Source organism: Deinococcus hopiensis KR-140, from assembly GCF_900176165.1.
Lineage (GTDB): Bacteria > Deinococcota > Deinococci > Deinococcales > Deinococcaceae > Deinococcus > Deinococcus hopiensis.
In genome coordinates this window covers 1,848,252-1,871,875 of sequence record NZ_FWWU01000009.1, presented here as the reverse complement: position 1 = coordinate 1,871,875, position 23,624 = coordinate 1,848,252, and the positions used below count along the sequence as shown (strand labels likewise).

Below are 23,624 nucleotides of genomic sequence, written 5' to 3'. Positions count from 1 at the left end.
GGAACGCCGTTCAATCGCGCCGCATGCACGGTTTTCGGAAGGGTCGGCACGCTAGCCTGAAGGCGTGCCCACCCGCCACAGTGCCCACCGCCGGGGTGTCCGCGTCCCGGTTTGGCTCCTCCTGACTTTTGGTCTTGCGGGGGCCAGCCTCGCCAGCGCCAGTCCGGCCACGGACCTCTTCGGCGCCGCCACCCGCGCCTTTCAGACCCAGTATTACGGCTGGGCCGACGCGGACCGTACGGCCCTGACCCAGAAGTACGGCGCGCAGCTCACGGAGAAGTGCGCTCCACAAGCCGATGCGTGCGACTACACCACCGCCCGGACGGTGCTGACGGACCTCTTCACCGAGTTCGGCGATCCCCACACCAACGTCCGTGACTCCGAGGCGGCCGAGCGCCTCGCCGAAGTGACCTACAACCGCGCCGTCAGCCGCACCGGAGCGCGCGTGGTCCGGGTGCCCGGCGGCCTCCTCGTCGTCTCGGTCATGCCGGGCAGTCCGGCAGAAACGGCGGGCGTGCGGCGATTCGATCTGCTGACCACCGTGAACGGTGAGGCCACCGGGAAGGACGGGGCCGGCAAGAACCTCCCCATCGGCCCAAACGAGTTCATCCGGCTGGAACGGGCGGGTGGGCCGTTGAAAGTGACCCTGCGGCGGGCGGGCACCCCAGACCAGGACCTCGCCCTGAACACCGCCAGCCTCCAGGCCCGCGATGAGCCGACGCTGAGCTGGAGCGGAAGTGACGGCAAGACCGCCGTGATCGACTATCCCAGCTTTTTGTCGAGCGACAGCGCTGAACTGTTTCTGAAACGCCTCGCCCAGGCCAAGGATGCGGGCGCAAAGGCCTTCGTCGTGGACCTGCGCTACAACGGCGGCGGTTCTCTTGACGAGTGCGTCGCCGCTGCGAGCAACTTTAGCCCGGTGCTGTACAAGACCCGCTGGCAGGGCGGCGGCTACACCTACGGCGGCCTGCGTGGCGAGGAGGTTCTGCCCTTTATCGCCCGTGCGGCCAAACCTGACTGGGCACTGTGGCGGGGTCCTCTCGCCGTCCTGGTGGGACCAAACACCGCGTCCTGCGCCGAAGTGTTCTCCTACTTCGTGCATCAGGCTGGAGCCGTCGTGGTGGGCGAAAAGACGCGCGGCGTGGGCAACAGCGGCGTGATCTTTCAGCCCCTGCCGGACGGCGGCGTGCTGTCGGTTACGGTGCTGCGCGGCTATACCGATGCGGGCGAGGCCCTGCCCGCCTCCATCACGCCGGATGTGGCGGCGCCCACCGATATTTCGGTCCTGACCGGTGAGGGCCGCGACACCACCCTGGAGGCCGCGCTGGGTGCGCTCCAAACCCGGCAGGCGACGTCCAGATGAAGAGGAGATCGCCAATGGAGTCCTTGCAGACAGACGCCCGTCAGGGATGAAGCGCTAGCCTGGGGCTGTGCAACCCGGGCAGGTACAGCGCGAAGATGTACAGAAGGTCAGGGTTCACCCCGAGTTGGCCCCGGCCGTCCACCTATAGACTGGCCCCCGTAGAGTTCACGTCCGCTTTTTCCGTGCTGCGCCCCCGCGCCGCGCGCCGCGCCCACCACAGGGGGTAGCCCAATGAACCGATACGACGACCGCGCCCGCCTGGTGTTTCACTATGCCCGTGAAGAGGGGAACCGCCTGGGCCACGCCATGGTGGGCCCCGAACACCTCCTGCTCGGCCTGATGCGCGAGGGCGGTACCGCTGCCACCATCCTCTCTGAATTCGGGGCCAGTCTCGACGGTCTGCGCCGCCGCGTCGAAGAGATCATTGGCCGCGGGGAGGGCAACCGCTTGAACGACGCTCCCTCCATCACCCCCCGCGCCCGCCGCGTCATGGAACTGGCTTCCTCCGAAGCCCGGCAACTCGGCGCGCAGGTGACGAGCACCGAGCACATCCTCCTCGGCATCATCCGAGAGGGCGACGGCGTGGCCTTCCGCATCCTGCAGGAGCTGACAAAGGACGTCGACACCATCCGCTGGCGCGTGCTCGCTCAGGGCGACGGCAGCGGCACGGGCAAGGCTGCCAAGCCCGTCGCCACGCCCTTCCTCGACGAGTACGGCCGTGACCTGACCAAGCAGGCCCGCGAGGGCAAGCTCGATCCGGTGATCGGGCGCTCCGAAGAAATTCGCCGCGTCACCCAGATTCTCACCCGCCGAACAAAGAACAACCCCGTTTTGATTGGGGACCCCGGTGTGGGCAAGACCGCCATCGTGGAGGGCCTTGCGCTCGCGATCGTGGAGAAGCGCACGCCACCCAACCTGCACGGGGTGCGGCTGGTCAGCCTGGACCTCTCGGGTGTCGTCGCGGGCACGAAATACCGGGGCGAGTTCGAGGAGCGGCTGCGTCAGATCATCGAGGAACTGCGCAACGCCAAGGTGATGGCCTTTATCGACGAGCTGCACACCCTGGTGGGTGCGGGCGGCGCGGAAGGCACGCTGGACGCGGCGAACATCCTCAAGCCCGCGCTTTCGCGCGGCGAGATTCAGGTGATCGGCGCGACCACCACCGGCGAGTACCACCGCTACATTGAGAAGGACGCCGCCCTGGAGCGCCGTTTCCAGCCGGTGATCGTGCTGGAGCCCAGCCCCGCCGAGACGCTACAAATCTTGCGCGGTTTGCGCCCCCGTTACGAGGAGCACCACGGCGTGCAGATTCCCGAGCAGGCGCTGGAACTCGCCGTCCGCATCGGCGAGCGAAGCCTGCCTGGCCGCAATTTCCCCGACAAGGCGATCGACCTTATCGACGAGGCCGCCAGCCGCGTGCGCCTGAACATGAGCGTGGGCCTGCCCGTCGCGGAGACCGAGGACGGCGAACCCTACGTGAGTCGGGAGGACATTGAGAGCGTCATCAACTCGATGGGCGGCATCTACTCCGAGGAAACGGCGGCGCAGCTCGGCGACCTCGAAGAGCAGCTTACCGCCCAGGTCTACGGCCAGCCTGAGGCGATCAAGGCCTTGTCGAGCGCGCTGCGCCGCGCCCGCGTGGGCTTGGGCGGACGCACCCGCGTCGCTGCGAGCTTCCTGTTCGTCGGTCCAAGCGGCGTGGGCAAGACGCACCTGGCCAAGGCCCTCGCCCGGACCCTCTTCGGCTCTGAACGTTCGCTGATCCGGGTGGACATGAGCGAGTTTCAGGAATCGCACTCCATCTCCAAGTTGATCGGGTCCCCTCCCGGTTATGTGGGCTTTGAACAGGGTGGACGCCTGACCGAAGCTGTGCGCCGCCAGCCCTTCTCGGTGATCCTGCTTGACGAGATCGAGAAGGCGCACCCAGACGTGTACAACACCTTCCTCCAGGTGCTCGACGATGGTCGCCTCACCGACGGGCTCGGCCGCACGGTGGACTTCCGCCGCACGATCATCATCATGACCAGCAACACGGGCTTTAACGTGAACCCGACGGTGGGCTTCTCGCCCGTCACGCCCGACAACAACGCGCCGCTGCGCCACATCTTCACGCCTGAGTTCCTCGACCGCCTTGATGACGTGATCCGCTTCCGCCCGCTGGGGGAGGAGGAACTGGTGCGCGTGGCCCAGCAGCTTATGGGCGAGATGGGGGAAGAACTCGCCAGCCGGGAGCTGAACGTTACTTTTGACCCGGCCATTGCCGCGTGGCTGGTGGGCAAGCTCAAGGCCCGCAGCCCCAAGCACGCGGTGGGATCGAGCCGTCAGCTCCGTACCCTCGTCCGCGAGGAGATCGAGGATCCGCTGGCTCTGGAACTTATCGGCAGCACCGGCGAGGAGTTGCGCGTGGTGTTGGGGACGGACGGAATTCAGTTCGAGCGCGGCACGACGGCACCGCCGCAGATTCTGGCCTGAGGGCCGGGGGGCAGAGCGCAAGAAGGGCGGAGGCTTCGGCTTCCGCCGCCTCTCATTGGCCCTGTGCGCTCTGCGCGGGGCACTTTGCTTTCTGCGCGCAGCCGCTAGGATGCGGACCTATGACCAAGAGCATCGCCGCTTTTCAAGACGAATTTGGCCGTATCACGGGCTGGCCCTCGGACCGCCGTCGGGCACACCAGCTCGCTATTCTGGACCACCTCACCGGCCTTTTCGAGCCGGGGAGGCGGTACAGCGCAGAGGAAGTGGACCGGGTGTTGCGGGACCACAGCACCCTCGAAGATCCGGGCGTGCTGCTGACCGAACTCGTGGACAGCGACTACCTCGCCACGCAGGACAGCACCTACTGGCGCGCCGACAGCAGGCCCAACGGGTAAGCGCTATGGCCAAAGTGACGACGAAATACGTCTGCACTTCGTGCGGCTACCAGTCGGCCAAACCGCTGGGCCGCTGCCCGAACTGCCAGGCGTGGAACTCCTTTGAGGAGGAGGTGCCCGTCGCTGCTGTCGGCAGGGCGCGCGGGGGGGGTGCTTACGGCGGCATCGTTGGTGGCAAGCTGACTGCCCTTTCCACCGTCGGGCGGCGCGAGGAGCCCCGGCTGCCCAGCGGCATCCCCGAGTTGGACCGCGTGCTCGGTGGCGGGCTGGTGGCGGGCGGCGTCACCCTGATCGGCGGCGAGCCGGGTATTGGCAAGAGTACGCTGCTGCTTCAGGTGGCGGATCGCCTGGGCCGTTCGGGGGCGTCGGTGCTGTATGTGGCGGGCGAGGAGTCGCTGGAGCAGATTCGCCTGCGCGCAGATCGCCTGGGCGTCACTGCCGACATCCAGCTCACCCGCGACACGCGCGCCGAACACATCGCCGCGCTGATGGCCGAGCATAAGCCTGCCCTGTGCATCGTGGATTCCATCCAGACCGTGACCGTGGAGGGCGACGGCACTCCCGGCGGCGTCGCCCAGGTCCGCGAGGGCACGGCCATGATTACCCGCGCGGCGAAGGAAACCGGCACCGCCACGGTCCTCGTCGGCCACGTCACCAAGGAGGGCACCGTCGCCGGCCCCAAGGTGATGGAACACATCGTGGACACGACCGTCTTTCTGGAGACGGTGGGGTCCTTCCGCCTCCTGCGTTCCGTGAAGAACCGCTTTGGGCAGGCGGGCGAACTCGGCGTCTTCGAAATGCGCGGTGAGGGGCTGGTGGCGGTGGAAAACCCTTCCGCCGCCTTCCTGGCCGAGCGTCCGGTGGACGTGCCCGGCTCTGTGGTGGCCGCCACCATTGACGGCCAGCGCCCCATGCTGCTGGAAGTGCAGGCGCTCGCCGCCAAGACGCCCTACCCCAACCCCCGCCGGGTGGTCGTGGGCCTCGACCCTCGCCGCGTGGACGTGGTGCTCGCCGTGCTGGAGCGCCGCCTTGACCTCACGCTGGGTGGGCTGGACGTGTACGTGAACCTCGCGGGTGGGTTGAAAGTGGCAGACCCTGGCCTGGACCTGCCCGTCGCCCTGGCCGTCTATTCGGCGGTGGTCGGCCGCGCGCTCCCGCAAAACGTGGCCGTGTTTGGGGAGGTGGGCCTGGCGGGCGAGGTCCGCTCCACCCAGGGTGCCCTCCGCCGCGCCGAGGAAGCGGGCCGCGCCGGGTACAAGCAGCTGATCGTTCCCCCTGGTCTGGACGGGCGCGAGGGGGTCCGCAGCGTGGAGCAAGCTGTCGGCCTGATCTGGAAATCCAGGGGGAACGAATGACGGGGTGGCTGGCCGCCTAGACAACCGCTGCTACACTGCCCCCCATGTCCTGGACCCAGCACCTGAAAGTTGGAGAAGCCGACGTTTATTCCCTCACAGACGGCCAGTTTCGCCTTGACGGCGGCGCGATGTTCGGCAGTGTGCCCAAGGTGCTGTGGGAGCGCGCCTCGCCTGCTGACGCGCTGAACCGCATCCGCCTCCGCATCAATCCCCTTCTGATTCGGCTGGGGGGTCACAACATCCTCGTCGAGACGGGCTTCTGGGACCAGGGCGGGGCGAAGTTCGAGGCCATGTACGCCCTGGACCGCGACGAGACGGTGTTCCGGGGCCTGTCGGACCTCAGCCTCTCGACGGAGGACATTCACCTCGTGGTCAACACGCACCTGCATTTCGATCACGCGGGGCGCAACGTGACCCTGACGGGCGAGCCGACCTTTCCGAACGCCCGCTACGTGGTGCAGAAACAGGAGTTGGAGGATGCCCGCCACACCCATGAGCGCAACAGGGCAAGCTACATCCCCGAGTACATCGAACCTCTCGCAGATGCGGGCCTGTTCGACATAGTGGACGGCGAACACGAACTCCTGCCCGGCCTGAGCGTCCTGCCGCTGCCTGGGCACAACCTCGGACAGCAGGGCGTGGTGCTGCGCTCGGGCGGGCAGACGCTGGTGTATGTGGCAGATCTGATTCCGACTCTGGCCCACGCGCCGCTACCCTACATCATGGGCTACGACCTCTACCCGGTGACGACGCTGGAAACGCGCAAGAAGTACCTGCCGGGGTGGTTTGAGGAAGGAGCCGTGATCTGCACGCCCCATGACTCAGACTCAGCCTTCGCGCGGCTGGAGGAGGGCAAGAAGGGGGGGTGGGTGCTGGCGGCGCCGTAAAGACAGGAGGCCGGAAAAAGAAATGCCGCGCGACGGTAGAAGGTCGCGCGGCAAAGAGGCGTGGGTCAGCGAACGACGGTGAGGTGGCTCTGGTAGTTGCCGCCCATGGACTCGGAAGCGATCAGGGTGACGCCGCCGTCACGGTTGGTGACTGCCCGGCTGCTGGCGTCCACGGCGACGCTCTGCTTGATGGCCGCGTTTGCTGGGTCGAGCTTGAGCAGTTTCCCTCCACCGGTCACCCACAGCACATCCGGCGTCACGGCATCGAAGCCGATGAGGCTCAGATTGCCGTCGAGGTCGAAGGTTGTGACTGAGTTGTCGGCGTTGATGCGCGAGAGCTTGCCGTAGGTCGTGAACCACACCTGACCTGCGTCCGACACGGCGACGCTCCCCACGGAATCGCCTGCGCTGGGCAGGAGCGTGACGCTGGATTTGGCCGTGTCAATGCGCAGCAATTTGCCGTTGTGGTTGCCCTGATACACCAGGTAAGCGCCCGAATTGCTCTCCACCAAGTCCGTGCTGCTGAAGGGCGAAGAGTTGTAGCTCTGGGTGTCGTCCACCGTTTGAACCGTCTGCGTGGCCGGGTCCCAGCGGCTCAGGCCGTATTTGGTCAGGCCAATCTGGCTTGAAGCCTCACGTACGAACCAGATGCTGCCGGAGGCGTCCACCGCGGCACCCCTGTACGACGGGGCAAGTCTGGCAGGCCCTGACAGCTCGGTGGTCGAGCCGTCGTCTTTCAACCGGACAATCTTGCTGCTGCTCCCAGCGTCTGCGGTGACGTACACGTCCCCACCAGAAATGGGGAGGAGCCGCACGTCCCCGCCCGTTGTCAGCGTGAGTTCCTTGGCGGTCTGTCCGCCCGAGATGCGGCGGAGCGTGGCCGTGTAGATGCCGCCGGAGTAGACGTTCGATACGAGGACCCAACTGCCCGGTGAGGCGGGGAAGATTTCGCGCGTCACGTTGCCTACGGCCGTGCGGGCAGGCTTAACGGTGAGCGAGAAGGTATTGTTGCCCGTTCCCACCATGCCGTCGCTGACCACCCGCACCGTCGCGGTGCCCAGGGCCGCGTCCGCCGCGAGTTGCAGGGGCACTGTGACCGTGGTCGTCGCGTTGGCCGTTACGTCCACGGAGACGGGGGGGGCCTGAACTCCAGCGGGAAGGTCCATCAGGGTGAGGTTGACCTTGCCGCTGGAGCCGGACTGCGAAGCGGCGCTCACGGTTACGCTGGCGCTGCCACCCTGATAGCCGCTCACGGGCGAGCCGTTGCTTCCCACCGAGACCAGCACGGCGGGCTGAGGCACCACGGTCTTGACGGGCGTGCTGGCGCTGCGTCCGTTCCCCTCTGCGACCAGAGTCGCCCCGTACTCGCCGGGCTTGAGGGCCGCGCCGCCCTGCACCGTCAGTTCGCCTAAGGCATAGCCGTCTGCGCCCAGGTTGACGGTGGCGGTGTTCGCCGTTACGCCGCTCGGTAGCCCTTCGAGGTGGACGGTGACGGCTCCCGTGAAGCCCAGCACGCTGCTGACGTGGAAGGGCAGCCTGACGGGAGCGTTGGGAACGACCTGGACCTGAGAGGCTGAGAAGTACAGGCTGATGCCCACCCGCTGTACGTTCAGCGTGCCACTGCCGGAGCCGACCTTCTTGCCGGCGCTGTCCAGCACCTGAAGCGCGAAGGGCTTGTTCACGTTCTGCGTGCCCTTGTACCGGAACTTGAGGGTGGTGACCACACGCTGCTCACCCACGCCCAGGCTTCCCAGTATGCCCGCGGGCGAGGAAATGGACTGCGCGGCGAGGGCGGGGAGCGTGAGGGTGTCCGGCTCGACGGTCAGGGTAGAGTCGTCGGTCTGAAGTTTGACGGAGCCGCTGTAGCCGCCTACCTGAGCGAAGGAGACCTCGGCAGCCGCCGGATCATCGTTTTTGAACTCCAGGGCACTGGGCTCCAAGAAGGCGCTGACCCGCACGTCGGCCGCCTTGAACTTCAGCACGCTGTGGGCATTGGGGTCCGCATTTCGCAGGCTGAAGTTCTGTCCGGAGCCATTGAGGGCCAGGAGATTCCACCCGCCCTTCAGGGTCAGGTCGAGGCTGGTCGTGCCCCCGCTGCCCTGGCATGTTCCCCGGGAGGTGGCGGCAGCCTCGGCGTACACCCGCAGGAGGAGCGTTCCTGCGCCCACGCTACCCGGCGCGATCTGCTCGGTGATGGTGCCCAGCAGGTCGCCCTGGGGGCTGTAGGCCCGCAGCTCTTCGGTACCCCAGCCGCGCACGTTGGGCAGCACACCCCCGCTGCTCGTTTTGCAGCCCGTGAAAAGGAGGCTCAGCGAGGGTGGCACCACATTGGTGAGGTCCAGCTCAAGGGTATTCGCCCCGTCCACGCTGCCCTGGCCGATGAAGTTCGGTTCGTCCACACCTGCATAGACGTCGCCGATTTTCAAGGCGTTGCCCTCGACCTTCCCGGTGATCCGTTCGGCTTCCAGCCTCTTGGGGGCCGGCGCGTAGGTCAATGTCACCGTCTTGTCGCTGCCGAGCGTCACGGTCTGCGCGCCGGGTGTGGTGTAGCCGTTGACCACCCCCGCCTCGACCTTGAATACGTCTCCGGCACGGAGCGCGCTGAAGGTCTTGCTGCCCTCCACCGTACTTGTAAAGCTCTGCGTGTTCGTCGTCGTATTCGTGACAGTCACTGGCACGCTCGGCACGCCCTCAGCCTTAACAGTCAGGCGAAAGGTACTCGTGGGAGCAGAGTCGTTATTACACGCGCTCAGGAGGACCGTTACGCCGAGAAGGGCACTTGCGAGGGAAAGCTTCTTCATGTTTACTCAGGATTCGAATGGTAATTCCCGCTTTGTGTATGGGAGGAATGACCTGAGTGATGTGCTCCTGACGGCGGCCCGTCTACACCTCTGCCCCGCCGCCTTAACCCTGCGCGCTACACTCCGCCTTGATGTTCACCTTCCTGCCACTGAAGCGGGGCACCCAAGCGGCGCTTCTTCTTTGCTGGGGGCGGTGAGCGCACCACAGTGTTCGCCCACTTCGCCCCCGGAGCCACTCAGCGCTTCGGGGGTTTTTTGGGTCCGTTTCTGAAAGGGGAGATGCAGAACATGGGAATGACGATTGCGGAGAAGATTCTGGCCGCCCACAGTGGGCATGACCACGTCGTACCGGGTCAACTGATCGAGTGCGCCACCGACCTCGTGCTGTGCCACGAGATCACCACGCCCGCTGCCCTGCGGATGCTCGAAGAGCGCGGCATGGACCGGGTATTCGATCCTTCCAAGATCGTGGCCGTGCCGGACCACTCCGTGCCCGCCATGAACATCAAGGCCGCCAAGATGTACCAGAAGCTCAAGTCCTGGGTCAAGGAAAAGGGCATTGAGCACTTCTACGACGTGGGGCGTGGCGGCATCGCCCACGTGGTGCTGGAGAACACCGGCCTGATCAAGCCCGGACAGACGCTGGTGAGCGGCGACTCGCACACCTGCAATGCGGGGGCGCTGGGCTGCTTTGCCACGGGCGTGGGCAGCACGGACCTCGCAGGCGCGATCTACGCGGGCAAGGTCTGGTTCAAGGTGCCTGAGACCATGCTCATTCGCGTGACCGGCCAGATGCAGCCGGGCGTCACGCCCAAAGACCTCGTCCTGGAAGTTATCAAGCGCATCGGGGCAGACGGGGCGAACTACCTCGTGATGGAATGGGTGGGCGACACCATTGACCGCCTGGACATGGAGGGCCGCTTTACCCTCACCAATATGGCCATCGAGGCGGGTGGCAAGACGGGCATCGTGGCCGTGGACGACACCACCCGCGCCTTCCTGACCGAACGCGGCGTCACGCCGGACCAGTACACCGAATACACCTCCGACCCAGACGCGCAGTACAAGGTGGTCATTGACCTGGACGCTTCCGCAGTCGAACCCACCGTCGCCTACCCGCACATTCCCTCCAACGGACGGGTGGCGGGCAGCGACCGCATCGCCGTGACGCACGCCTACGTGGGCAGCTGCACCAACGGGCGCATCGGGGACCTGCGGGAGGTGGCCCGGATCATGAAGGGCCGCAAGGTGGCCGAGGGCGTGCAAATGATCGTGGTGCCCGCCACCCAGGCGATCTGGAAGCAGGCGGCGCAGGAGGGACTGCTCGAAATCTTCGTGGACGCGGGTGCGAGCGTGAGTTACCCCAGCTGCGGCGCGTGCCTGGGGATGCACTCTGGCGTACTGGGGCCAGACGACGTGTGTATTTCCAGCAGCAACCGCAATTTCGTGGGCCGCATGGGAGATCCGTCCGCACAGATCTACCTCGCCTCGCCCGCCACCGTGGCGGCGAGCGCGGTGACGGGGTTTATCAGCGATCCGCGGGCCTACAACGAGGGTGGAGAAGCGGCGGACTGAGGACATGGCATGGGGCCTGACGACACCGTTCTGGCTGCCGCGACTCGCGCTCGGCTTCCGCGTTCTGATGCGGGCGGCTGCCTGCCTATCAGGGCCATCTGGGCGTGCTCACCGGCCCTGCGTTGATGCTGGCGTTGTGCCTCCTGCCGCGTGCGCCGGGCGTCGAGGTACGGGTTGCAGTCGGCGCCCTGGCCCTGCCGCTCGCCGCCTACCACCTGCTGCTGTCGGCCGTCTTGCTGTTTTTCGTGATTTTCCAGATCCCCCGACTTCCCCTCCCAAAGGCCTGGTGACCCCATGCAACTTCTCCTCCTGATCGCCGCCCTGCACCTCGTCGTGCTCGTCATTCCCGGTCCGGACGTGCTGCTCGTCAGTCAGACGGCCCTGGCCCGTTCGCGGCGCGCGGCCCTGTTCGCCGGGCTGGGGGTGGTGCTGGGCATCTCGTGCTGGGCGGGGCTGGCCCTGCTGGGCATCAACGCGCTGTTCACGGCGTTTCCCTGGCTTCACGGCATCATCAAGGTGGCGGGCGGGCTGTATCTGCTGTACCTGGGCGCGGTGCTGTGGCGCTCCAGCTTGCGAAACGGGGAGGCTGGGGCCCCTGTGCCCGTGCCGATGGGTGACCTGCGGGCCCTGCGTGCGGGCCTCCTGACCAACATTTCCAACCCCAAAGCGGCCGTGTTTTTCGGCAGCGTGTTTTCCAGCGTGCTGGGCGCGCACACCTCGCCGGGCCTGAAACTGGCAGCCTTTGCGGTGATTGTGTGCCTGAGCGTGGCCTGGTTCGTCCTCGTGGCGCTGGGCATGTCCACCGCACCGATGCAAAACCTCTACCTGCGCGCCCGCCGGGGCCTGGACCGCGCCGCCGGAACGCTGATGGTGGGCTTCGGCGGGTTGCTGCTCGCCTCGCGCGAGTAGGTGCGTCTTAGCGGTCCTGTACCCTGGAGATCCTATGGGTGAAGCCAAACGACGCAAAGCACTGGGCCTGATGCCCACCGTCCATCCCTTCGAGGCCACGCTGGACACGGACGGAACCGTGACCTTCACGCGCGCTTCCGAAGACGCTGATCTGCGCGAGCAGCTCCTCTCGGCCCTGCGCAGGACGCAGCCGACGGGCACGGGCTGGGCCACCCAGTACCGCCGCGAGTACATCATGGCCGGGTTACCCCAGAAGCTCATCGAGACGCGTGAGGACCTGGAAGCCATCGCTGTGCCCCCCCTGCGCCGCCTGACCGGCGAACTGGTCTTCAACCCCGACCGCCGCGCGCTCGACGCCGACACCCAGAATGTCCGGCGTGAGTACCACGCCTTGGAGAACGGCGCATACCTGCGCGTGCGGCGCGAGGAGCACTCGGTGGACGGACTGCGCTGGGGCACCCTCCCCACCGCCGATATGCAGGAGCGCCTCCAGTACCTCATCCAGCACCCGTTGGCTGCAGAGGAGGGCGAGGTCCAGGCCACCTACCAAGCCGAGCACTGGCAGGCGGGCCGCATCGACATCGAGCCCGACCCGCCCGCCGAGCAACTCGAAGACCTGGAGCGGCTGGTCCGCATGTGGCACGGCGTGACGCCCGAGGACTGGGCCGATTCGCACGCACAGGCGCTGGAAGTGGCCGGGGAAGAGGCGGACGAATCCCAGGTTCCCCTCGCCCGCCGGGTGAGAATCGAACTGCGCGAGCTGACGCCCTTCAGCCTGCCCCTGAGCGTGCTGTCCGATTACGGCGTGGCCCTCGACAACGTGGCCTACACCATCGACGGCGAAACGTGGCTGTCCTACGGTGAGCCTGGCGAGGCCCTGGAAGACGAACAGGGCGAACTCGGGGAGTTGTTGAGCCAGATGCTCGACGTGGAGACCGTGCCCGTGACCGTCTGGGCCGATGGACGCGTGGAGTGGGAGGAAGGCACACTGCCCGAGGAGCACGCGGAGCGTATCCGCGATGAACTGCTCCAGGCCACCGGCGCGGGCAACCCCGAAGCCTGGGCCGCCTTCACAGGCGGTGTCCTGCGCGACATGTTTGCCGACGAGGCCCCCCACCTCGCCGAACACGACGCCCTCCCCGTTCCCGTGGGCATGAAGATTGACCTGCCCGCCGATTCCGTCTCTGACCCCGAAGACCCTGCGCAGTACTTCATCGAATCTGAAGTCACCTTCGACGGCCAGCAGTGGCGCGACCTCTACGCCGAGGACGTGCCCGAAGAACTCGCCGCCCTTGTTCCTCCCAGCGAACCGAACTGATTTTTAACCCTTTGCTCTCTGCCCTGCACGAGGTCCCCCATGCCTACTGTCCACGTCTTTGCCCGCGACCACATCAACACCGACGAGATCATTCCCGCCCGCCACCTCACCACCGACGAGGAGGCCGAGCTGGCGAAGTACGCGATGGAGGACTACGACAAGACCTTCGTCCGCCGCGTCAAGCCCGGCGACATCATCGTGGCCGGAGCGGACTTCGGGTGTGGCTCCAGCCGTGAGCACGCCGTCTGGGCGCTGCGCGGCGCGGGTGTGGCGGCGGTGATCGCCCCCAACTTCGCGCGCATCTACTACCGCAACTCCATCAACAACGGCTTTCTGGCGCTGGAGTGCGAGAACGTCGTCGAAACCTTTATGGACGGCGACGAAGCCGAGCTGGACCTGAAGGGCGGCACCATCACCAACGTTCGCACCGGGCAGAGCCTGACCTTCGTGCCCGTGCCGCAGTTCGCGCTGGACGTGCAGAAGGCCGGGGGCTGGCTGGAGTACATGAAGGCCCAGGAACAGCCCACCGGGCCCGTGCCGCAGGTGGAAGAAGTGCAGGAACTCAAGACGGAGGAACACCATGCCTAAAGTCGTCACCCTTCCCGGAGACGGAATCGGCCCTGAAGTCACCGCCGCTGCTGTGGAAGTGTTGCGCGAAGTCGCGCCCGACGTCTTGATCGAGGAACACCTCATCGGCGGCGCGGCCTACGAGTCGCACGGCGAGCCTTTCCCGGCCCGCACCCGCGACGCTCTGGGAGACGCGGACGCCGTGCTGCTCGGCACCGTCGGCGGACCGCAGAACAGCCCCTGGAACAGCCTGCCCCGGAACCTGCGCCCGGAAAGTGGGTTGCTGGCGCTCCGCAAGGCGCTGGGCTGCTACGCCAACCTTCGTCCCGTGCGGGTGCAGCCGGGCCTGGAGCATCTGTCTCCCCTCAAGCCTGAGCTGGCGCGGGGGGTGGACATCCTGATTGTGCGCGAACTGCTGGGCGGCGTGTATTTCGACGGGGACCGCAAGATCGAGGGGGACACCGCCTACAACACCATGCGCTATACCACCCATGAGGTGGAGCGGGTGGCCAAGGTGGCCTTCTGGGCCGCCGAGCAGCGTCGGGGCCGCGTGACAAGCGTGGACAAGGCCAACGTGCTCGAGGTGTCCGAACTGTGGCGGCGCGATGTACAAGCGCTGCGCGACCGCGCGTACCGCTCCATTCACCTCAACCACGAGTATGTGGACAGTGTGGCGATGCTCATCGTGTCCAACCCCAGCCGCTACGACGTCATCGTCACCGAAAATCTGTTCGGCGACATCCTCTCGGACCTCGCTGCCGTGATTCCCGGCTCGCTGGGGCTGATGCCGAGCGCGTCCCTCGGCGACGGCGCGGGCCTGTTCGAGCCCATCCACGGCAGCGCCCCCGATATTGCCGGGCAGGGGATCGCCAACCCCGCCGCCGCCATCATGAGCGCTGGGATGCTGCTGCGGCACGGCCTGAAGCGGAGTGAAGCCGCCAACCAGATTGACCGCGCGGTCGCCCTGGCCCTGCGGGCACATCCGACGCGGGACCTGGGGGGCACGGCCGACACCGAGACCTTTACCCGCGGGGTGTTGGACGCCCTGGTGAGCAGCCCCAGCGTGGGCTGAGGAGTGAGCCGTTAGCAACGAGAGGCAGAGGCGTTCAGGCGCTTCTGCCCTTTGCCTTCAGTCTCTGCCTTCCAGTTCCCGCACCCGCTGCTCCAGTTTGCGCACCCGGTGGGACTCACCCCCGTCCCAGGCGCGGCGGGCCACCCATACCACCCCAGACACGAGGGCAGCCAGCACCGCGAGGAAGGCGAAGAGGGCGACGGGTTCCAGGGGGCTGAGGCCGGGCATATCTGCGGGTACGCGCCGCGTCCCTACCGGGTTCCCAGACCTCATCCTTTGCCTGTATGGGCCGTGCTAGACCTCGTTATGCCCCCGCGCTTCGCCCGCCGCGCTGTGCTCACGATCGCTGCGCTGGCCACCGCTACCCTGTCCGCCTCGGTTCTGACGGCCGCCCGCGCTGCGCCCGAGATTTTCATCGCCTACCCGCCCGAGGGGCACCGGGTGACGTCCGACCACGTGCTCCTGGAAGGCAGCGTGACGGCGGGCGCGGCTTTAAAGATCGGGGGGCGGGCCGTGGCTGTGGGATCAGACGGGCTGTTCATCCTGTGGTGGCCGCTGCGGGTAGGCGTCAACGATCTGCGGCTCACGGCGACCGCTGGGGCAGAGAGCGGGACGCGAACCCTCCGGGTGACGCGGGGAGACCTTGCCCCCCTGCCTGCGCGCCCCACCGCCATAGACCGCTCCAGCGTAACGCCCAACGTCTCCTCCGAATTCTGGGACGCCGCGCACGACTCACCCGCCGAGCGAACGGTGCGCGTCTCCTTTCGCGGCGCGCCCGGAGGGCGGGCATTTTTTCAGGTGGGGCAGTCGGTTCCGCAGTCCATGCGTGAGGTCAGCCCAGGAAGCTACGAAGCGGCGTTCGCGCTCTCCCCCGCGTTACCGCTGGACCGCGCCGCCGTTACCCTTCGCCTGACCGGCAACGATGGCCGCACCGTGCTGGCAACAGCCCCCGGACGCCTGAGCAATGCGCCGCTGGGCGCGAGGACGGGGACGCAGCGCCCCGGCACGGTTCAGGGGCTGGGCCTGAACGCCTCCACCACGGAAGCCAACACCCAGACGGGCACGCCCTTCTTGTACCCTCGGGACGGGATGACCTTCGCGCTTGTCGGGCGTCAGGGAAACGATGTGCGCGCCCGTCTGGCCCCCGGCGTTGGCGTGCTGATCTCCGAGGCGCAGCTGGACGTCTCGCCTGGCCTGCCTGTGCAGGGGCAGGCAGGAGCCGTGACCCTGGAGGAGGACCCCGCTTCGCCGAGTCTGCGCATCCGGGTACCTTTGGGCGAGGCGCGCGTGCCCTTCACGTTGAGCCAGGAGGACGGGGGCCGCCGCCTGAGCGTCACGCTGTACGGCCTGGAGACGCCGCCTGGCCTGCCCACCCCTTTCCCGGACCCGCTGCTCGGGGACGTGCAGGTGGAGCAGGTGGGCCCTGGCGTCTCGCGCGTCACCCTGAACTTCACCACCCCGCAGGCGTGGGGCTTTACCGCCAACTACGGCGGAGACGGCCTGCTGCTGACGGTACGCCGTCCGCCCGTCCTCGATCCGGCACGTCCGCTCGCTGGGCGGATGATTGTCCTGGATCCTGGACACGGCGGGACGCAACTCGGCGGCGCGGGAGCGCTGCGGGTTCCAGAAAAGGACCTGACCTTACCTATTGCCCGCCGGGTGGCCGAGCTGCTGCGCGCCCAGGGGGCCGGAGTCCAGCTCACCCGCGAGTCGGACGTGACCCTGGGGCTTTATGAGCGCGGTCTGAGCGCCGAACAGTCTGGGGCCGATCTGCTCGTGTCCATCCACGCGAACGCCCTGCCGGATGGCCGGGACCCACGCGGCATCCGCGGCCCAGAGGTGTACTTCACCCACCCGCAGGCGCAGGCTCCGGCGGCGGCCATCCTCGCTGCGCTGCGGCGCACCCTGCCGGACCTCGGCCCCGGCGCGGGTCTGAAACCGGGGGCGGACCTGGCGCTCACCCGTCCGAGCACCCAGCCCAGCCTGCTGATCGAAACCGCCTACCTGACCGATCCCGGAAATCTGCGTGTGCTCATGAATCCCGCGGGCCGTGAGCGCTTGGCTGGGGCAATTGCCGCTGGCATTGCCGATTTCTTCCAGGCGCAGGCCAGCGGCCGGTGAGGCGGAAAATACGTCGCGGACTGGCGGGGATACCCCCTACACTCCTGGAGACATGAGCCTGAACTTTCGTGCCCCCCTCTGGTACTGGCGGGGTCCCGCGCCCTGGTATTTCATCACGGTGCCTGAAGCGGAGTGCGCCGTCCTGCAGGGCGTGTCCCGCACCGTCACCTACGGCTGGGGCATGATTCCCGTCCGGGTCCGAATTGGCGGCACCGAGTGGAAGACTTCCCTGTTTCCCAAGGAGGGCCGCTACCTCGTGCCTGTCCGCGCGGGCGTCCGCAAGGCCGAGGGACTGGAGGAGGGCGACGAGGTGGCGGTGCGGCTCGAAGTCAGCGCGTAAATTTCCGTGCGGCGCAGGCCCCAGCTTCCTCACTCTGAGCGGACAGGGCCCAGCTCCCGACGCCCCACCCACTGCTAGAATCTCCGGTTATGGACCTCAAGGCACAACTCAAAGCTGCTGTGGAACGGGCCGCCGCGGAACTCGGCGTCCCCGTCGAGGCAGCGATTCAGGAAACCCCGGCCAACAAGCCCGGCGACTACGGCACACCTGCCGCGTTCCAGATGGCCAAGGCCCTGGGCCAAAACCCCGCGCAAGTGGCCGCCGCCCTCGCGGGGAAGGTGGAACTTCCCGCCGGAATCGCCCGCGTGGAGGCCGCTGGGCCGTTTCTGAACTTCTTCGTGGACGTGGGGGCGTTCGTGCGGGGTGTGGTGGAAACGCCGTTTTCCATGCCCGCCCGCCGGGATAAGGTGGTCATCGAACACACCTCCGTCAACCCCAACAAGGAACTGCACGTCGGTCACCTGCGCAACGTGGTGCTGGGCGACTCCATGGCCCGCATCTTCCGCGCGGCGGGGCACTGGGTGGAGGTCCAGAACTACATCGATGACACCGGGCGGCAGGCTGCTGAGGCGCTCTTCGCCGTATCGCACTACGGGCGCACGTGGGACGGCGTGCAGAAGTACGACCACTGGATGGGCGAAGGCTACGTGCGCCTGAACGCCGATCCCGCCAAGCCGAATCTGGAAGAAGGCATCAGCGCCGTGATGCACCGCCTGGAAGCCGGGCAACTGCGCAGCGAGGTGGAACAGATTGTTCGCGCGCACCTCGAGACCTGCTTTCGCCTGGGTGCGCGCTATGACCTGCTGAACTGGGAGTCGGACGTGGTGGGCAGCGGTTTCCTGAGCCAGGCCATGAACATCCTGGAGGAGAGCCCGTCTACCTCCCACCCGACCGAGGGCAAGTACGCGGGGGCCTTCGTCATGGATGTCTCCGAGTTCATGCCGGGCCTGGAGGAATCCAACGTCGTCCTGATGCGTTCTGACGGCACCGCCATGTACGCGGCGAAGGACGTGGGCTACCAGTTTTGGAAGTTCGGCCTCTTTGAGGGCATGAAGTTTGGACCCTTCACCACCGATCCTGACGGCAACACGGTCTGGACGAGTGCGCCGGACGGGCAGCCGGACCTCGAAAAACGCTTCGGCCACGCGGATGAGGTCATCAACGTGATCGACTCGCGCCAGGAGCACCCGCAGAAGATCGTCAAGGCGTCCCTGGGCGTGGCCGGGCATCCCGAGCAGGAGGCCCGCTCCATTCACCTCTCCTACGCCTTCGTGACCCTGGAAGGACAGACCATCTCCGGACGCAAGGGCATCGCCGTGAGTGCCGACGACGCAATGAACGAGGCCCAGAAGCGGGCACTGGACGAACTCGCCAAGATCAACCCCGAGCTGGCCGTCCGCGGGGACGCCGCCGAAATCGCTCGCCGCATCGGCATCGGCGCAATGCGCTTCGCCATGCTCAAGGCCGAGCCCACCCGGCAGATCGATTTCCGCTGGGAGCAGGCCCTGGCGCTTAACGGCGACACCGCACCCTACGTGCAGTATGCGGCGGTGCGCGCGGCGAATATCCTCCGCAAGGCCGGGGAAGCGGGGCACGCCGTGGACGGCACGGGCGCGGATTGGGACGCCCTGCCCGATGTGGACCTCGTGTTGGCCAAGACGGTGGCCAAGCTTCCCGAAATCGTCGCCCAGGCCGTACGCATCCATTCCCCGCATGTGGTGGCGCAGTACGCCCTCGATCTCGCCACCGCCTTCAACGCCTGGTACAACGCGAAGGACAAGGCCGGGAAAGCCGCCACCAACGTCCTTCAGAGCCCCGCCGGGTTGCGTGAGGCCCGCCTCGCCCTCGTGGCCCGCCTGCGTCAGGCCTTTGGGGAAACGCTGGCCCTCATCGGCATTGAGGTTCCGGCCGCAATGTAATGGGGGCGGGCCGCAAGGAGAGGACCGACTCGCGTCCGTGATGGCGCTGGCGGTCCTCTTCCTCCTGCGGCTGTGTTGGAGTGCCGAGGGCAATGTTCGGGCAGACCCCTGGGCTGGTTGCTCTTTCCCCTGGCGAGGTGGAGGGGCGCCGACCTCGGCCTGCCGCGTGCAATGCACCGGGTGCGTTGGCCCTTCTCAAACCGGGCTGAGCCGGGGTAGGCGGTGGCCCGCTGCGTTTAACCTTCTGTTGCCCTACCGCTTCGCTCCTATGGCCCGCGCTTCCAGACGGGTAAAAAACTGTGCCAGCCTCGTGGCCAGGGCCGGCGTGAAACGGTTTCCTCCAAGGTGTGGCCCACTGACCTTCACGAACTCGCTCACGTGGCCTTGGGCCCAGGTGAACAGGCGCTCGCCGTTGCCCGGCATGGGCACCACGCGGTCATCTGGGCTCGCCACCACAAAGAGGGGCAGGGGTGGGGCAGCCTCGGCCAGCGTCAGGGGATTGAGGTCTGCGGGTGGCTGTCCGGGCAGGCCGTAAGCGTCCTGAATCTCAACCCGGCGGGTGGTGGCCGAGTGCCACGCCGCGCGGATGTCGGTCCAGGCATCGATCAGGGCCACGCCTGAGACGGCGTATGGACTGCCCGGCAGGGCGCTGCGCAGGGCCAGCAGTCCGCCCATGCTCAGCCCCAGGGCGTAGGTGCGTCCATTCCAGGCGAAGTGGTCCGCCGCTTCCCCGTGCAGTTCGGCCACCTGCGCCAGCGCGGCCGGACTACCCCAGGTGGCGGGTCCGCCGTCGTCGCTGAGCAGAACGGCGAAGGGCGCGGCCAAGAGGGCGTCCACCAGAGCGGTCACGCTGGCAGACGCGCGCATCCGTCCGGCGGTCTGCCCCCGGGGGTGCGACACCACCACCAGCGCGCACTCCTGCCGGTAGCACGCGGGCGGGACCCGCAGGTAGGAAGACCCACTGACGCGCTCCAGCTCCACGGTATCGGGTACCCGGGGCAGCGGAAAGGGCACTGTGGTGGAAGCCCCACGGGCCACCCCGCCCGGGCCCGCGAGCAGCGTAAAAACCAGCAGGAAAAGGACGCACCGCACCCGGGAAAGGTACGGCAAGGCCCAGGGGTGAGAAAAGGAGCGAATGGGCAAGGCAGGCCTCATCTGCCGAACAGCAGCAGTCCCAACTTCTTGCGCCGCAGCCGCCACCCGATCAGGGCGGGGACGGCCAGCGCGACAAGGGCGTACAGCGCCACCGTCAGCAGCAGTTCCTGGGGCTCTCCCTGGGGGGCCCGGTGACGTTCCAGCGCCTGAAGCAGTGCGGGGTGCAGCAGGTAGATCGGGAGGCTAACTGTGCCCAGCGTGCCGATGGTCCGCCGGAACATTCCCGCTGACTCGCCCCGTTGCAGCCGCGACGCGAGGCCCAGCAGGGCCAGGGCCACCAGCGCCGTGAAGACCCAGCTCAGGCCGCTATATACAATTGGCTTCACCGCTTGGCCACGCACGTAATTCATGGCCACCGGGAGATACGCGGCGTAGGAGGCGGCCAGCAGGGGCAGGAGCACCCAACGTCTCCGCCGCCACCACGCGGGGAAGCTGTCCAGCCCCGCGCCCACCGCCAGGCCAAGCAGGGTGGGCAGGGCGTACCACAGCACCGTGCTGGCGGGATAGGGCAGGTGCAACACCTCCCGGTTGAGCAGGTACAGCCCCAGTTGCACGGCGGTTCCGACGAGCAGCGCCAAGGTGATGCTGGGCCTGCGCCGCGCCAGGGGCAGCATCAGCGGAAGCACCAGGTAGACCTCCAGCGCGACCAGCAGGAAATACAGGTGGTAGCTGGCCTTGCCGTACAGCAGCCAGTCGCGCCAGCGCTCCGGATCTGTCAGGGTCTCCGGGGCCCGCTGCCCAGTCTTGACGTACCACCAGGCGTACAGGGCGCTCCACAGCAGGTAGGGCCAGGCGCCCCGCGTGAGCCGCCGCCAGAAGTACCGCGGCAAGTCAAAGTGCCGCAGCAGGCTGTGCGTAAGCACCAGCGCGGACAGGAACACGAACGCCGGGACAGCGAAGTGCAGGGTGCGGTTGAGCACCAGCAGCAGGTCGTGCGTGGTGGACCCCACGTCCGTGTGCCGCAGCCCCATGCCTGTCGCGTGGTGCCCGACGACCTCGAGGATGGTCAGCCCCCGGAAGGTGTCGATGGTGGTCAGGCGCTGGCCCGCAGCCACGGGAGCCGCAACGGCAGGAGGGGCGACGGCAACGGGATCGGTCATGCAAGCTGGCACTGTAGCAAGGCGAAGCGCTGGCCGGATTTGGCCCTCCTGAAGACCGTCATGGGGATAAGGGGCAGTCCGGCACTCTGCGTTGTGGGACGGACGCGCTTTACAGGTCTGGGGGTGCGTGCTAACATTCCTTCCGCTGGCAGAGGTGAAGGCACTCAGCCGCTCCACAGCGAGTACAGCGGCGCTGTAGCCAAGTGGTAAGGCAGAGGTCTGCAAAACCTCCACCACCGGTTCGAGTCCGGTCAGCGCCTCCAATACCCCACGCACCACAGCAGTTCCCGGTTCAGAACCGTAGCTCAGGGGTAGAGCACTACCTTGACACGGTAGGGGTCAGGGGTTCAAATCCCCTCGGTTCTACCAAAAGGCGCCCTCCTGGAGGGCGTTTTTCCTTTTGCTCTCGTCCCCCTGACTCCACCTGACTCCTAAAAGACGACTACGGCCTCAAAGCTCCTTCAGTTTTAGGAGCAGTTCAGCTTCCGTCCTGGCATAGATGGACACGCGTTTCCCATCCCGCCAACACTTGGATTCCCAGCGGCCATCCTTGCGGAGAGAAAAGGTCCCTGTCCCCTGAGAGCGATTCTTCAGCACGTGCCTGCCCGCTTGGTTGTGCAAGGCGGCAACTTCACAACGCAACGCCTCAGCCTCCGCCTGCAGGGTTTCGATCTGCTGCCTCAATCCTTCATGCCGCCGTTCGGCTTGGGTAGCCTCCCTATGGTCCAGCGCACGAGCAAGACGGAGTAGGGGGGCAATGCCCCAATCGCTAAGCGCAAAATTGGTGATGACGCAAACGAGACGGACATTCGAGAGCTGGTAGCCCAGCTGATTGTTGACTCGATCAATGCTGGGCGCGAAGGGGCGTCGAAAACTCCCAGCCCTCTCAAGACTGAAGGGGAGGCCTGAGACCTCGCACTTGCTGTCGGCGCGCGCAACCAGCTCAGCGAAGTCATCCCGTGATAAATCGAACAGCAGGCCGCGTGTTGCTGCGTTCTTACGGGTTGTCCGGTAAATGAGCGCGTAAGTGCGGTCATCAATCATGACCTATCCTAGCCGTTACCCTAACCCCGTGCCAGACGCTGTTTCCTCTTCTTCTTTCGGTACCCTGGCCTTAGAGTGGACCACAGGCTGACGACCTGGAAGCACCCGGCCAGCGCTGGCCAGAAGTGCCGCTTTCCGCTGTTCTGCACGGCTATGGGTGTAGACACTCAGGGTCATACGCGGGTCACTATGGCCAGCCAGGTCAGCCGCCGTGCGCGGATCCGCCCCAGCCTCAATCAGGCGCGAGACGAAGGTGTGGCGGAGATCATGGATGCGCGTCTCGGTGGGCAACTTGGCGGCCGTGAGGATCTGCCGCCACACCCGGCGCACGTTGTGTTGACTCAGCATCCCGCCCACCGTGGAAGGAAACACCCAGGCGGTAGGGGAGACGGACAGCCCTTCAGTCCGTAGGGCATCGAGGTGGACCAGCAACACTCCCCGCAGCTCGTCGGGCAGGTACAGGGTCCGGAGGCTCGCGCGGGTCTTGGGTGTACTGAGGGTGGGCGTCCCGGATCGACTTACCACCGTGCGCTGCACTTCAAGCGTCCCCGCCTTCCAGTCGATGTCACCCCACTGCAGCCCCAGGGCTTCCCCGTGCCGGAGGCCCAGGGTGGCAATGGTGGCGAACAGTGGGTACAGACGGACCTTCTGCGCCTGCTCCATGGCCGCTGCCAGTTGCTCAGGCTCCAGAGGATGCGCGGCCTTCTCATCACGCATTCTGGGCAGCTCAGCCACTTCGGCGACGTTGGTGCGAAGCAACTCATGCCGGACGGCACGGCGCAATCCCTGCTTCACGAACACGCTGATGTGGCGGACGGTGGCCGCGGCGTACTTCTTCGAGAGATCCCGGTACAGGGTCTCAAGGTGGGCGGGCTTGAGGTCCACCAGGGCCACGCCTCCGGCCGAGTGAGCGGAGACGACTTTGATGTAGCTCTCAAGCTTTAGGACCGTGCCGGGGCCGAGTTCGGCTTCACGGAGGCTGAGGTGCGCGCGCAACTGGTCAGCGAGGGTAAGCTTCCCCCGCTCGGTCAGCACGATGGCTCCCTTGGGCGTCTCGGCGAGTTTGGCCTTCAGTTTCTCGGCAGCCTCAGCACGGGTGCGGCCGTAGACACTGCGGCGGACCTGTTTGCCGTCGGGGGTAACTCCGGCGGTGTACTTGCCTTCCCAGCGGCCGTCCTGGCGTTTGGTCAGACTTCCTTCCCCGTTATGACGGGCACGGCGACGGGTCACC

Annotated in this window: 20 protein-coding genes and 2 tRNA genes; 16 read left to right on the top strand and 6 right to left on the bottom strand. The window is 66.7% G+C overall.

Features of this window, described 5'->3' with window-relative positions; translation table 11 throughout:
• The first annotated feature begins 64 nt into the window (after positions 1 to 64).
• The 5 genes from B9A95_RS22660 (at position 65) to B9A95_RS22640 (ending at position 6,472) form a co-directional block, all read left to right on the top strand.
• A complete protein-coding gene (locus tag B9A95_RS22660) occupies positions 65 to 1,363 on the top strand; it encodes a S41 family peptidase (RefSeq protein ID WP_245808442.1) in 1,299 nt (432 codons plus the stop codon).
• 231 nt (positions 1,364 to 1,594) lie between these two features.
• The gene (locus B9A95_RS22655) at positions 1,595 to 3,835 is read left to right on the top strand and encodes an ATP-dependent Clp protease ATP-binding subunit (protein ID WP_084049342.1); all 2,241 of its coding nucleotides are present in this window, start codon (positions 1,595 to 1,597) and stop codon (positions 3,833 to 3,835) included.
• Positions 3,836 to 3,954: 119 nt separating this feature from the next.
• A complete protein-coding gene (locus B9A95_RS22650; protein ID WP_084049341.1) occupies positions 3,955 to 4,230 on the top strand; it encodes a DUF2087 domain-containing protein in 276 nt (91 codons plus the stop codon).
• Positions 4,231 to 4,235: 5 nt separating this feature from the next.
• Positions 4,236 to 5,585: a DNA repair protein RadA gene (gene radA / locus B9A95_RS22645; protein WP_084049340.1), complete on the top strand. Its 1,350-nt coding sequence runs from the start codon at positions 4,236 to 4,238 to the stop codon at positions 5,583 to 5,585.
• 44 nt (positions 5,586 to 5,629) lie between these two features.
• Entirely contained in the window at positions 5,630 to 6,472 is an 843-nt protein-coding gene (locus B9A95_RS22640) for an MBL fold metallo-hydrolase (protein WP_084049339.1), read from the top strand.
• Positions 6,473 to 6,537: 65 nt separating this feature from the next.
• Here the strand turns inward: B9A95_RS22640 and B9A95_RS22635 are convergent, their stop codons facing one another.
• Positions 6,538 to 9,273, bottom strand: a complete 2,736-nt coding sequence (locus B9A95_RS22635; RefSeq protein ID WP_139806949.1) for a Vgb family protein — start codon at positions 9,271 to 9,273, stop codon at positions 6,538 to 6,540.
• A gap of 288 nt (positions 9,274 to 9,561) precedes the next feature.
• Here B9A95_RS22635 and B9A95_RS22630 point away from each other — a divergent pair, with 288 nt between their 5' ends.
• The 6 genes from B9A95_RS22630 to leuB all read left to right on the top strand — a co-directional run bounded on the left by B9A95_RS22630 (position 9,562) and on the right by leuB (position 14,714).
• Complete coding sequence (locus B9A95_RS22630; protein WP_084050915.1) at positions 9,562 to 10,848, top strand: 3-isopropylmalate dehydratase large subunit; 1,287 nt, start codon at positions 9,562 to 9,564, stop codon at positions 10,846 to 10,848.
• A gap of 104 nt (positions 10,849 to 10,952) precedes the next feature.
• Positions 10,953 to 11,138, top strand: coding sequence for a hypothetical protein (locus B9A95_RS32620; protein ID WP_139806948.1), 186 nt, complete (start codon positions 10,953 to 10,955; stop codon positions 11,136 to 11,138).
• Positions 11,139 to 11,142: 4 nt separating this feature from the next.
• Positions 11,143 to 11,757 carry a LysE family transporter gene (locus B9A95_RS22625; RefSeq protein WP_084049337.1) on the top strand — a complete coding sequence of 205 codons (615 nt, stop codon included), beginning with the start codon at positions 11,143 to 11,145 and terminating at the stop codon, positions 11,755 to 11,757.
• A gap of 34 nt (positions 11,758 to 11,791) precedes the next feature.
• Positions 11,792 to 13,075, top strand: a complete 1,284-nt coding sequence (locus tag B9A95_RS22620) for a hypothetical protein (protein WP_084049336.1) — start codon at positions 11,792 to 11,794, stop codon at positions 13,073 to 13,075.
• A gap of 39 nt (positions 13,076 to 13,114) precedes the next feature.
• On the top strand, positions 13,115 to 13,663 hold the full coding sequence (locus tag B9A95_RS22615) for a 3-isopropylmalate dehydratase small subunit (protein ID WP_245808441.1): 549 nt from the start codon (positions 13,115 to 13,117) through the stop codon (positions 13,661 to 13,663).
• Entirely contained in the window at positions 13,656 to 14,714 is a 1,059-nt protein-coding gene (leuB, locus tag B9A95_RS22610) for a 3-isopropylmalate dehydrogenase (protein WP_084049335.1), read from the top strand. Before B9A95_RS22615 ends, leuB begins: the two co-directional genes overlap by 8 nt.
• A 57-nt stretch (positions 14,715 to 14,771) precedes the next feature.
• On the opposite strand, the gene B9A95_RS34085 is transcribed toward leuB, so the two are convergent.
• Positions 14,772 to 14,942 carry a hypothetical protein gene (locus tag B9A95_RS34085; RefSeq protein WP_170928751.1) on the bottom strand — a complete coding sequence of 57 codons (171 nt, stop codon included), beginning with the start codon at positions 14,940 to 14,942 and terminating at the stop codon, positions 14,772 to 14,774.
• A gap of 63 nt (positions 14,943 to 15,005) precedes the next feature.
• Here B9A95_RS34085 and B9A95_RS22605 point away from each other — a divergent pair, with 63 nt between their 5' ends.
• From B9A95_RS22605 to B9A95_RS22595, 3 genes are all read left to right on the top strand, one after another.
• Positions 15,006 to 16,835, top strand: coding sequence for an N-acetylmuramoyl-L-alanine amidase (locus tag B9A95_RS22605; RefSeq protein ID WP_342744606.1), 1,830 nt, complete (start codon positions 15,006 to 15,008; stop codon positions 16,833 to 16,835).
• A 52-nt stretch (positions 16,836 to 16,887) separates the two neighbouring features.
• The gene (locus B9A95_RS22600; protein ID WP_084049333.1) at positions 16,888 to 17,175 is read left to right on the top strand and encodes a DUF1905 domain-containing protein; all 288 of its coding nucleotides are present in this window, start codon (positions 16,888 to 16,890) and stop codon (positions 17,173 to 17,175) included.
• An 89-nt stretch (positions 17,176 to 17,264) separates the two neighbouring features.
• Positions 17,265 to 19,094 carry an arginine--tRNA ligase gene (locus tag B9A95_RS22595; protein WP_084049332.1) on the top strand — a complete coding sequence of 610 codons (1,830 nt, stop codon included), beginning with the start codon at positions 17,265 to 17,267 and terminating at the stop codon, positions 19,092 to 19,094.
• A gap of 252 nt (positions 19,095 to 19,346) precedes the next feature.
• Here B9A95_RS22595 and B9A95_RS22590 read toward each other — a convergent pair whose 3' ends face one another.
• Entirely contained in the window at positions 19,347 to 20,186 is an 840-nt protein-coding gene (locus tag B9A95_RS22590; RefSeq protein ID WP_084050914.1) for an alpha/beta hydrolase family protein, read from the bottom strand.
• Between the two features lie 59 nt (positions 20,187 to 20,245).
• Complete coding sequence (locus B9A95_RS22585; protein ID WP_084050913.1) at positions 20,246 to 21,349, bottom strand: acyltransferase; 1,104 nt, start codon at positions 21,347 to 21,349, stop codon at positions 20,246 to 20,248.
• Positions 21,350 to 21,538: 189 nt separating this feature from the next.
• Here B9A95_RS22585 and B9A95_RS22580 point away from each other — a divergent pair.
• Positions 21,539 to 21,612 (top strand) — tRNA-Cys (locus tag B9A95_RS22580).
• 31 nt (positions 21,613 to 21,643) lie between these two features.
• Positions 21,644 to 21,718 (top strand) — tRNA-Val (locus tag B9A95_RS22575).
• Between the two features lie 81 nt (positions 21,719 to 21,799).
• Here the strand turns inward: B9A95_RS22575 and B9A95_RS22570 are convergent.
• Both B9A95_RS22570 and B9A95_RS22565 read right to left on the bottom strand, forming a co-directional pair.
• The gene (locus B9A95_RS22570; RefSeq protein ID WP_084049331.1) at positions 21,800 to 22,393 is read right to left on the bottom strand and encodes a hypothetical protein; all 594 of its coding nucleotides are present in this window, start codon (positions 22,391 to 22,393) and stop codon (positions 21,800 to 21,802) included.
• A gap of 15 nt (positions 22,394 to 22,408) precedes the next feature.
• On the bottom strand, positions 22,409 to 23,623 hold the full coding sequence (locus B9A95_RS22565; protein WP_084049330.1) for a tyrosine-type recombinase/integrase: 1,215 nt from the start codon (positions 23,621 to 23,623) through the stop codon (positions 22,409 to 22,411).
• Position 23,624: the final 1 nt, after the last annotated feature.

Excerpts from the sequence above, each read along its gene's own strand:
- B9A95_RS22655 (WP_084049342.1), top strand. The coding sequence starts at position 1,595 with ATGAACCGATACGACGACCGCGCCCGCCTGGTGTTTCACTATGCCCGT.
- B9A95_RS22650 (WP_084049341.1), top strand. The coding sequence starts at position 3,955 with ATGACCAAGAGCATCGCCGCTTTTCAAGACGAATTTGGCCGTATCACG.
- radA (WP_084049340.1), top strand. The coding sequence starts at position 4,236 with ATGGCCAAAGTGACGACGAAATACGTCTGCACTTCGTGCGGCTACCAG.
- B9A95_RS22640 (WP_084049339.1), top strand. The coding sequence starts at position 5,630 with ATGTCCTGGACCCAGCACCTGAAAGTTGGAGAAGCCGACGTTTATTCC.
- B9A95_RS22635 (WP_139806949.1), bottom strand. The coding sequence starts at position 9,273 with ATGAAGAAGCTTTCCCTCGCAAGTGCCCTTCTCGGCGTAACGGTCCTC.
- B9A95_RS22630 (WP_084050915.1), top strand. The coding sequence starts at position 9,562 with ATGGGAATGACGATTGCGGAGAAGATTCTGGCCGCCCACAGTGGGCAT.
- B9A95_RS22625 (WP_084049337.1), top strand. The coding sequence starts at position 11,143 with ATGCAACTTCTCCTCCTGATCGCCGCCCTGCACCTCGTCGTGCTCGTC.
- B9A95_RS22620 (WP_084049336.1), top strand. The coding sequence starts at position 11,792 with ATGGGTGAAGCCAAACGACGCAAAGCACTGGGCCTGATGCCCACCGTC.
- B9A95_RS22615 (WP_245808441.1), top strand. The coding sequence starts at position 13,115 with ATGCCTACTGTCCACGTCTTTGCCCGCGACCACATCAACACCGACGAG.
- leuB (WP_084049335.1), top strand. The coding sequence starts at position 13,656 with ATGCCTAAAGTCGTCACCCTTCCCGGAGACGGAATCGGCCCTGAAGTC.
- B9A95_RS34085 (WP_170928751.1), bottom strand. The coding sequence starts at position 14,942 with ATGCCCGGCCTCAGCCCCCTGGAACCCGTCGCCCTCTTCGCCTTCCTC.
- B9A95_RS22600 (WP_084049333.1), top strand. The coding sequence starts at position 16,888 with ATGAGCCTGAACTTTCGTGCCCCCCTCTGGTACTGGCGGGGTCCCGCG.
- B9A95_RS22595 (WP_084049332.1), top strand. The coding sequence starts at position 17,265 with ATGGACCTCAAGGCACAACTCAAAGCTGCTGTGGAACGGGCCGCCGCG.
- B9A95_RS22585 (WP_084050913.1), bottom strand. The coding sequence starts at position 21,349 with ATGACCGATCCCGTTGCCGTCGCCCCTCCTGCCGTTGCGGCTCCCGTG.
- B9A95_RS22570 (WP_084049331.1), bottom strand. The coding sequence starts at position 22,393 with ATGATTGATGACCGCACTTACGCGCTCATTTACCGGACAACCCGTAAG.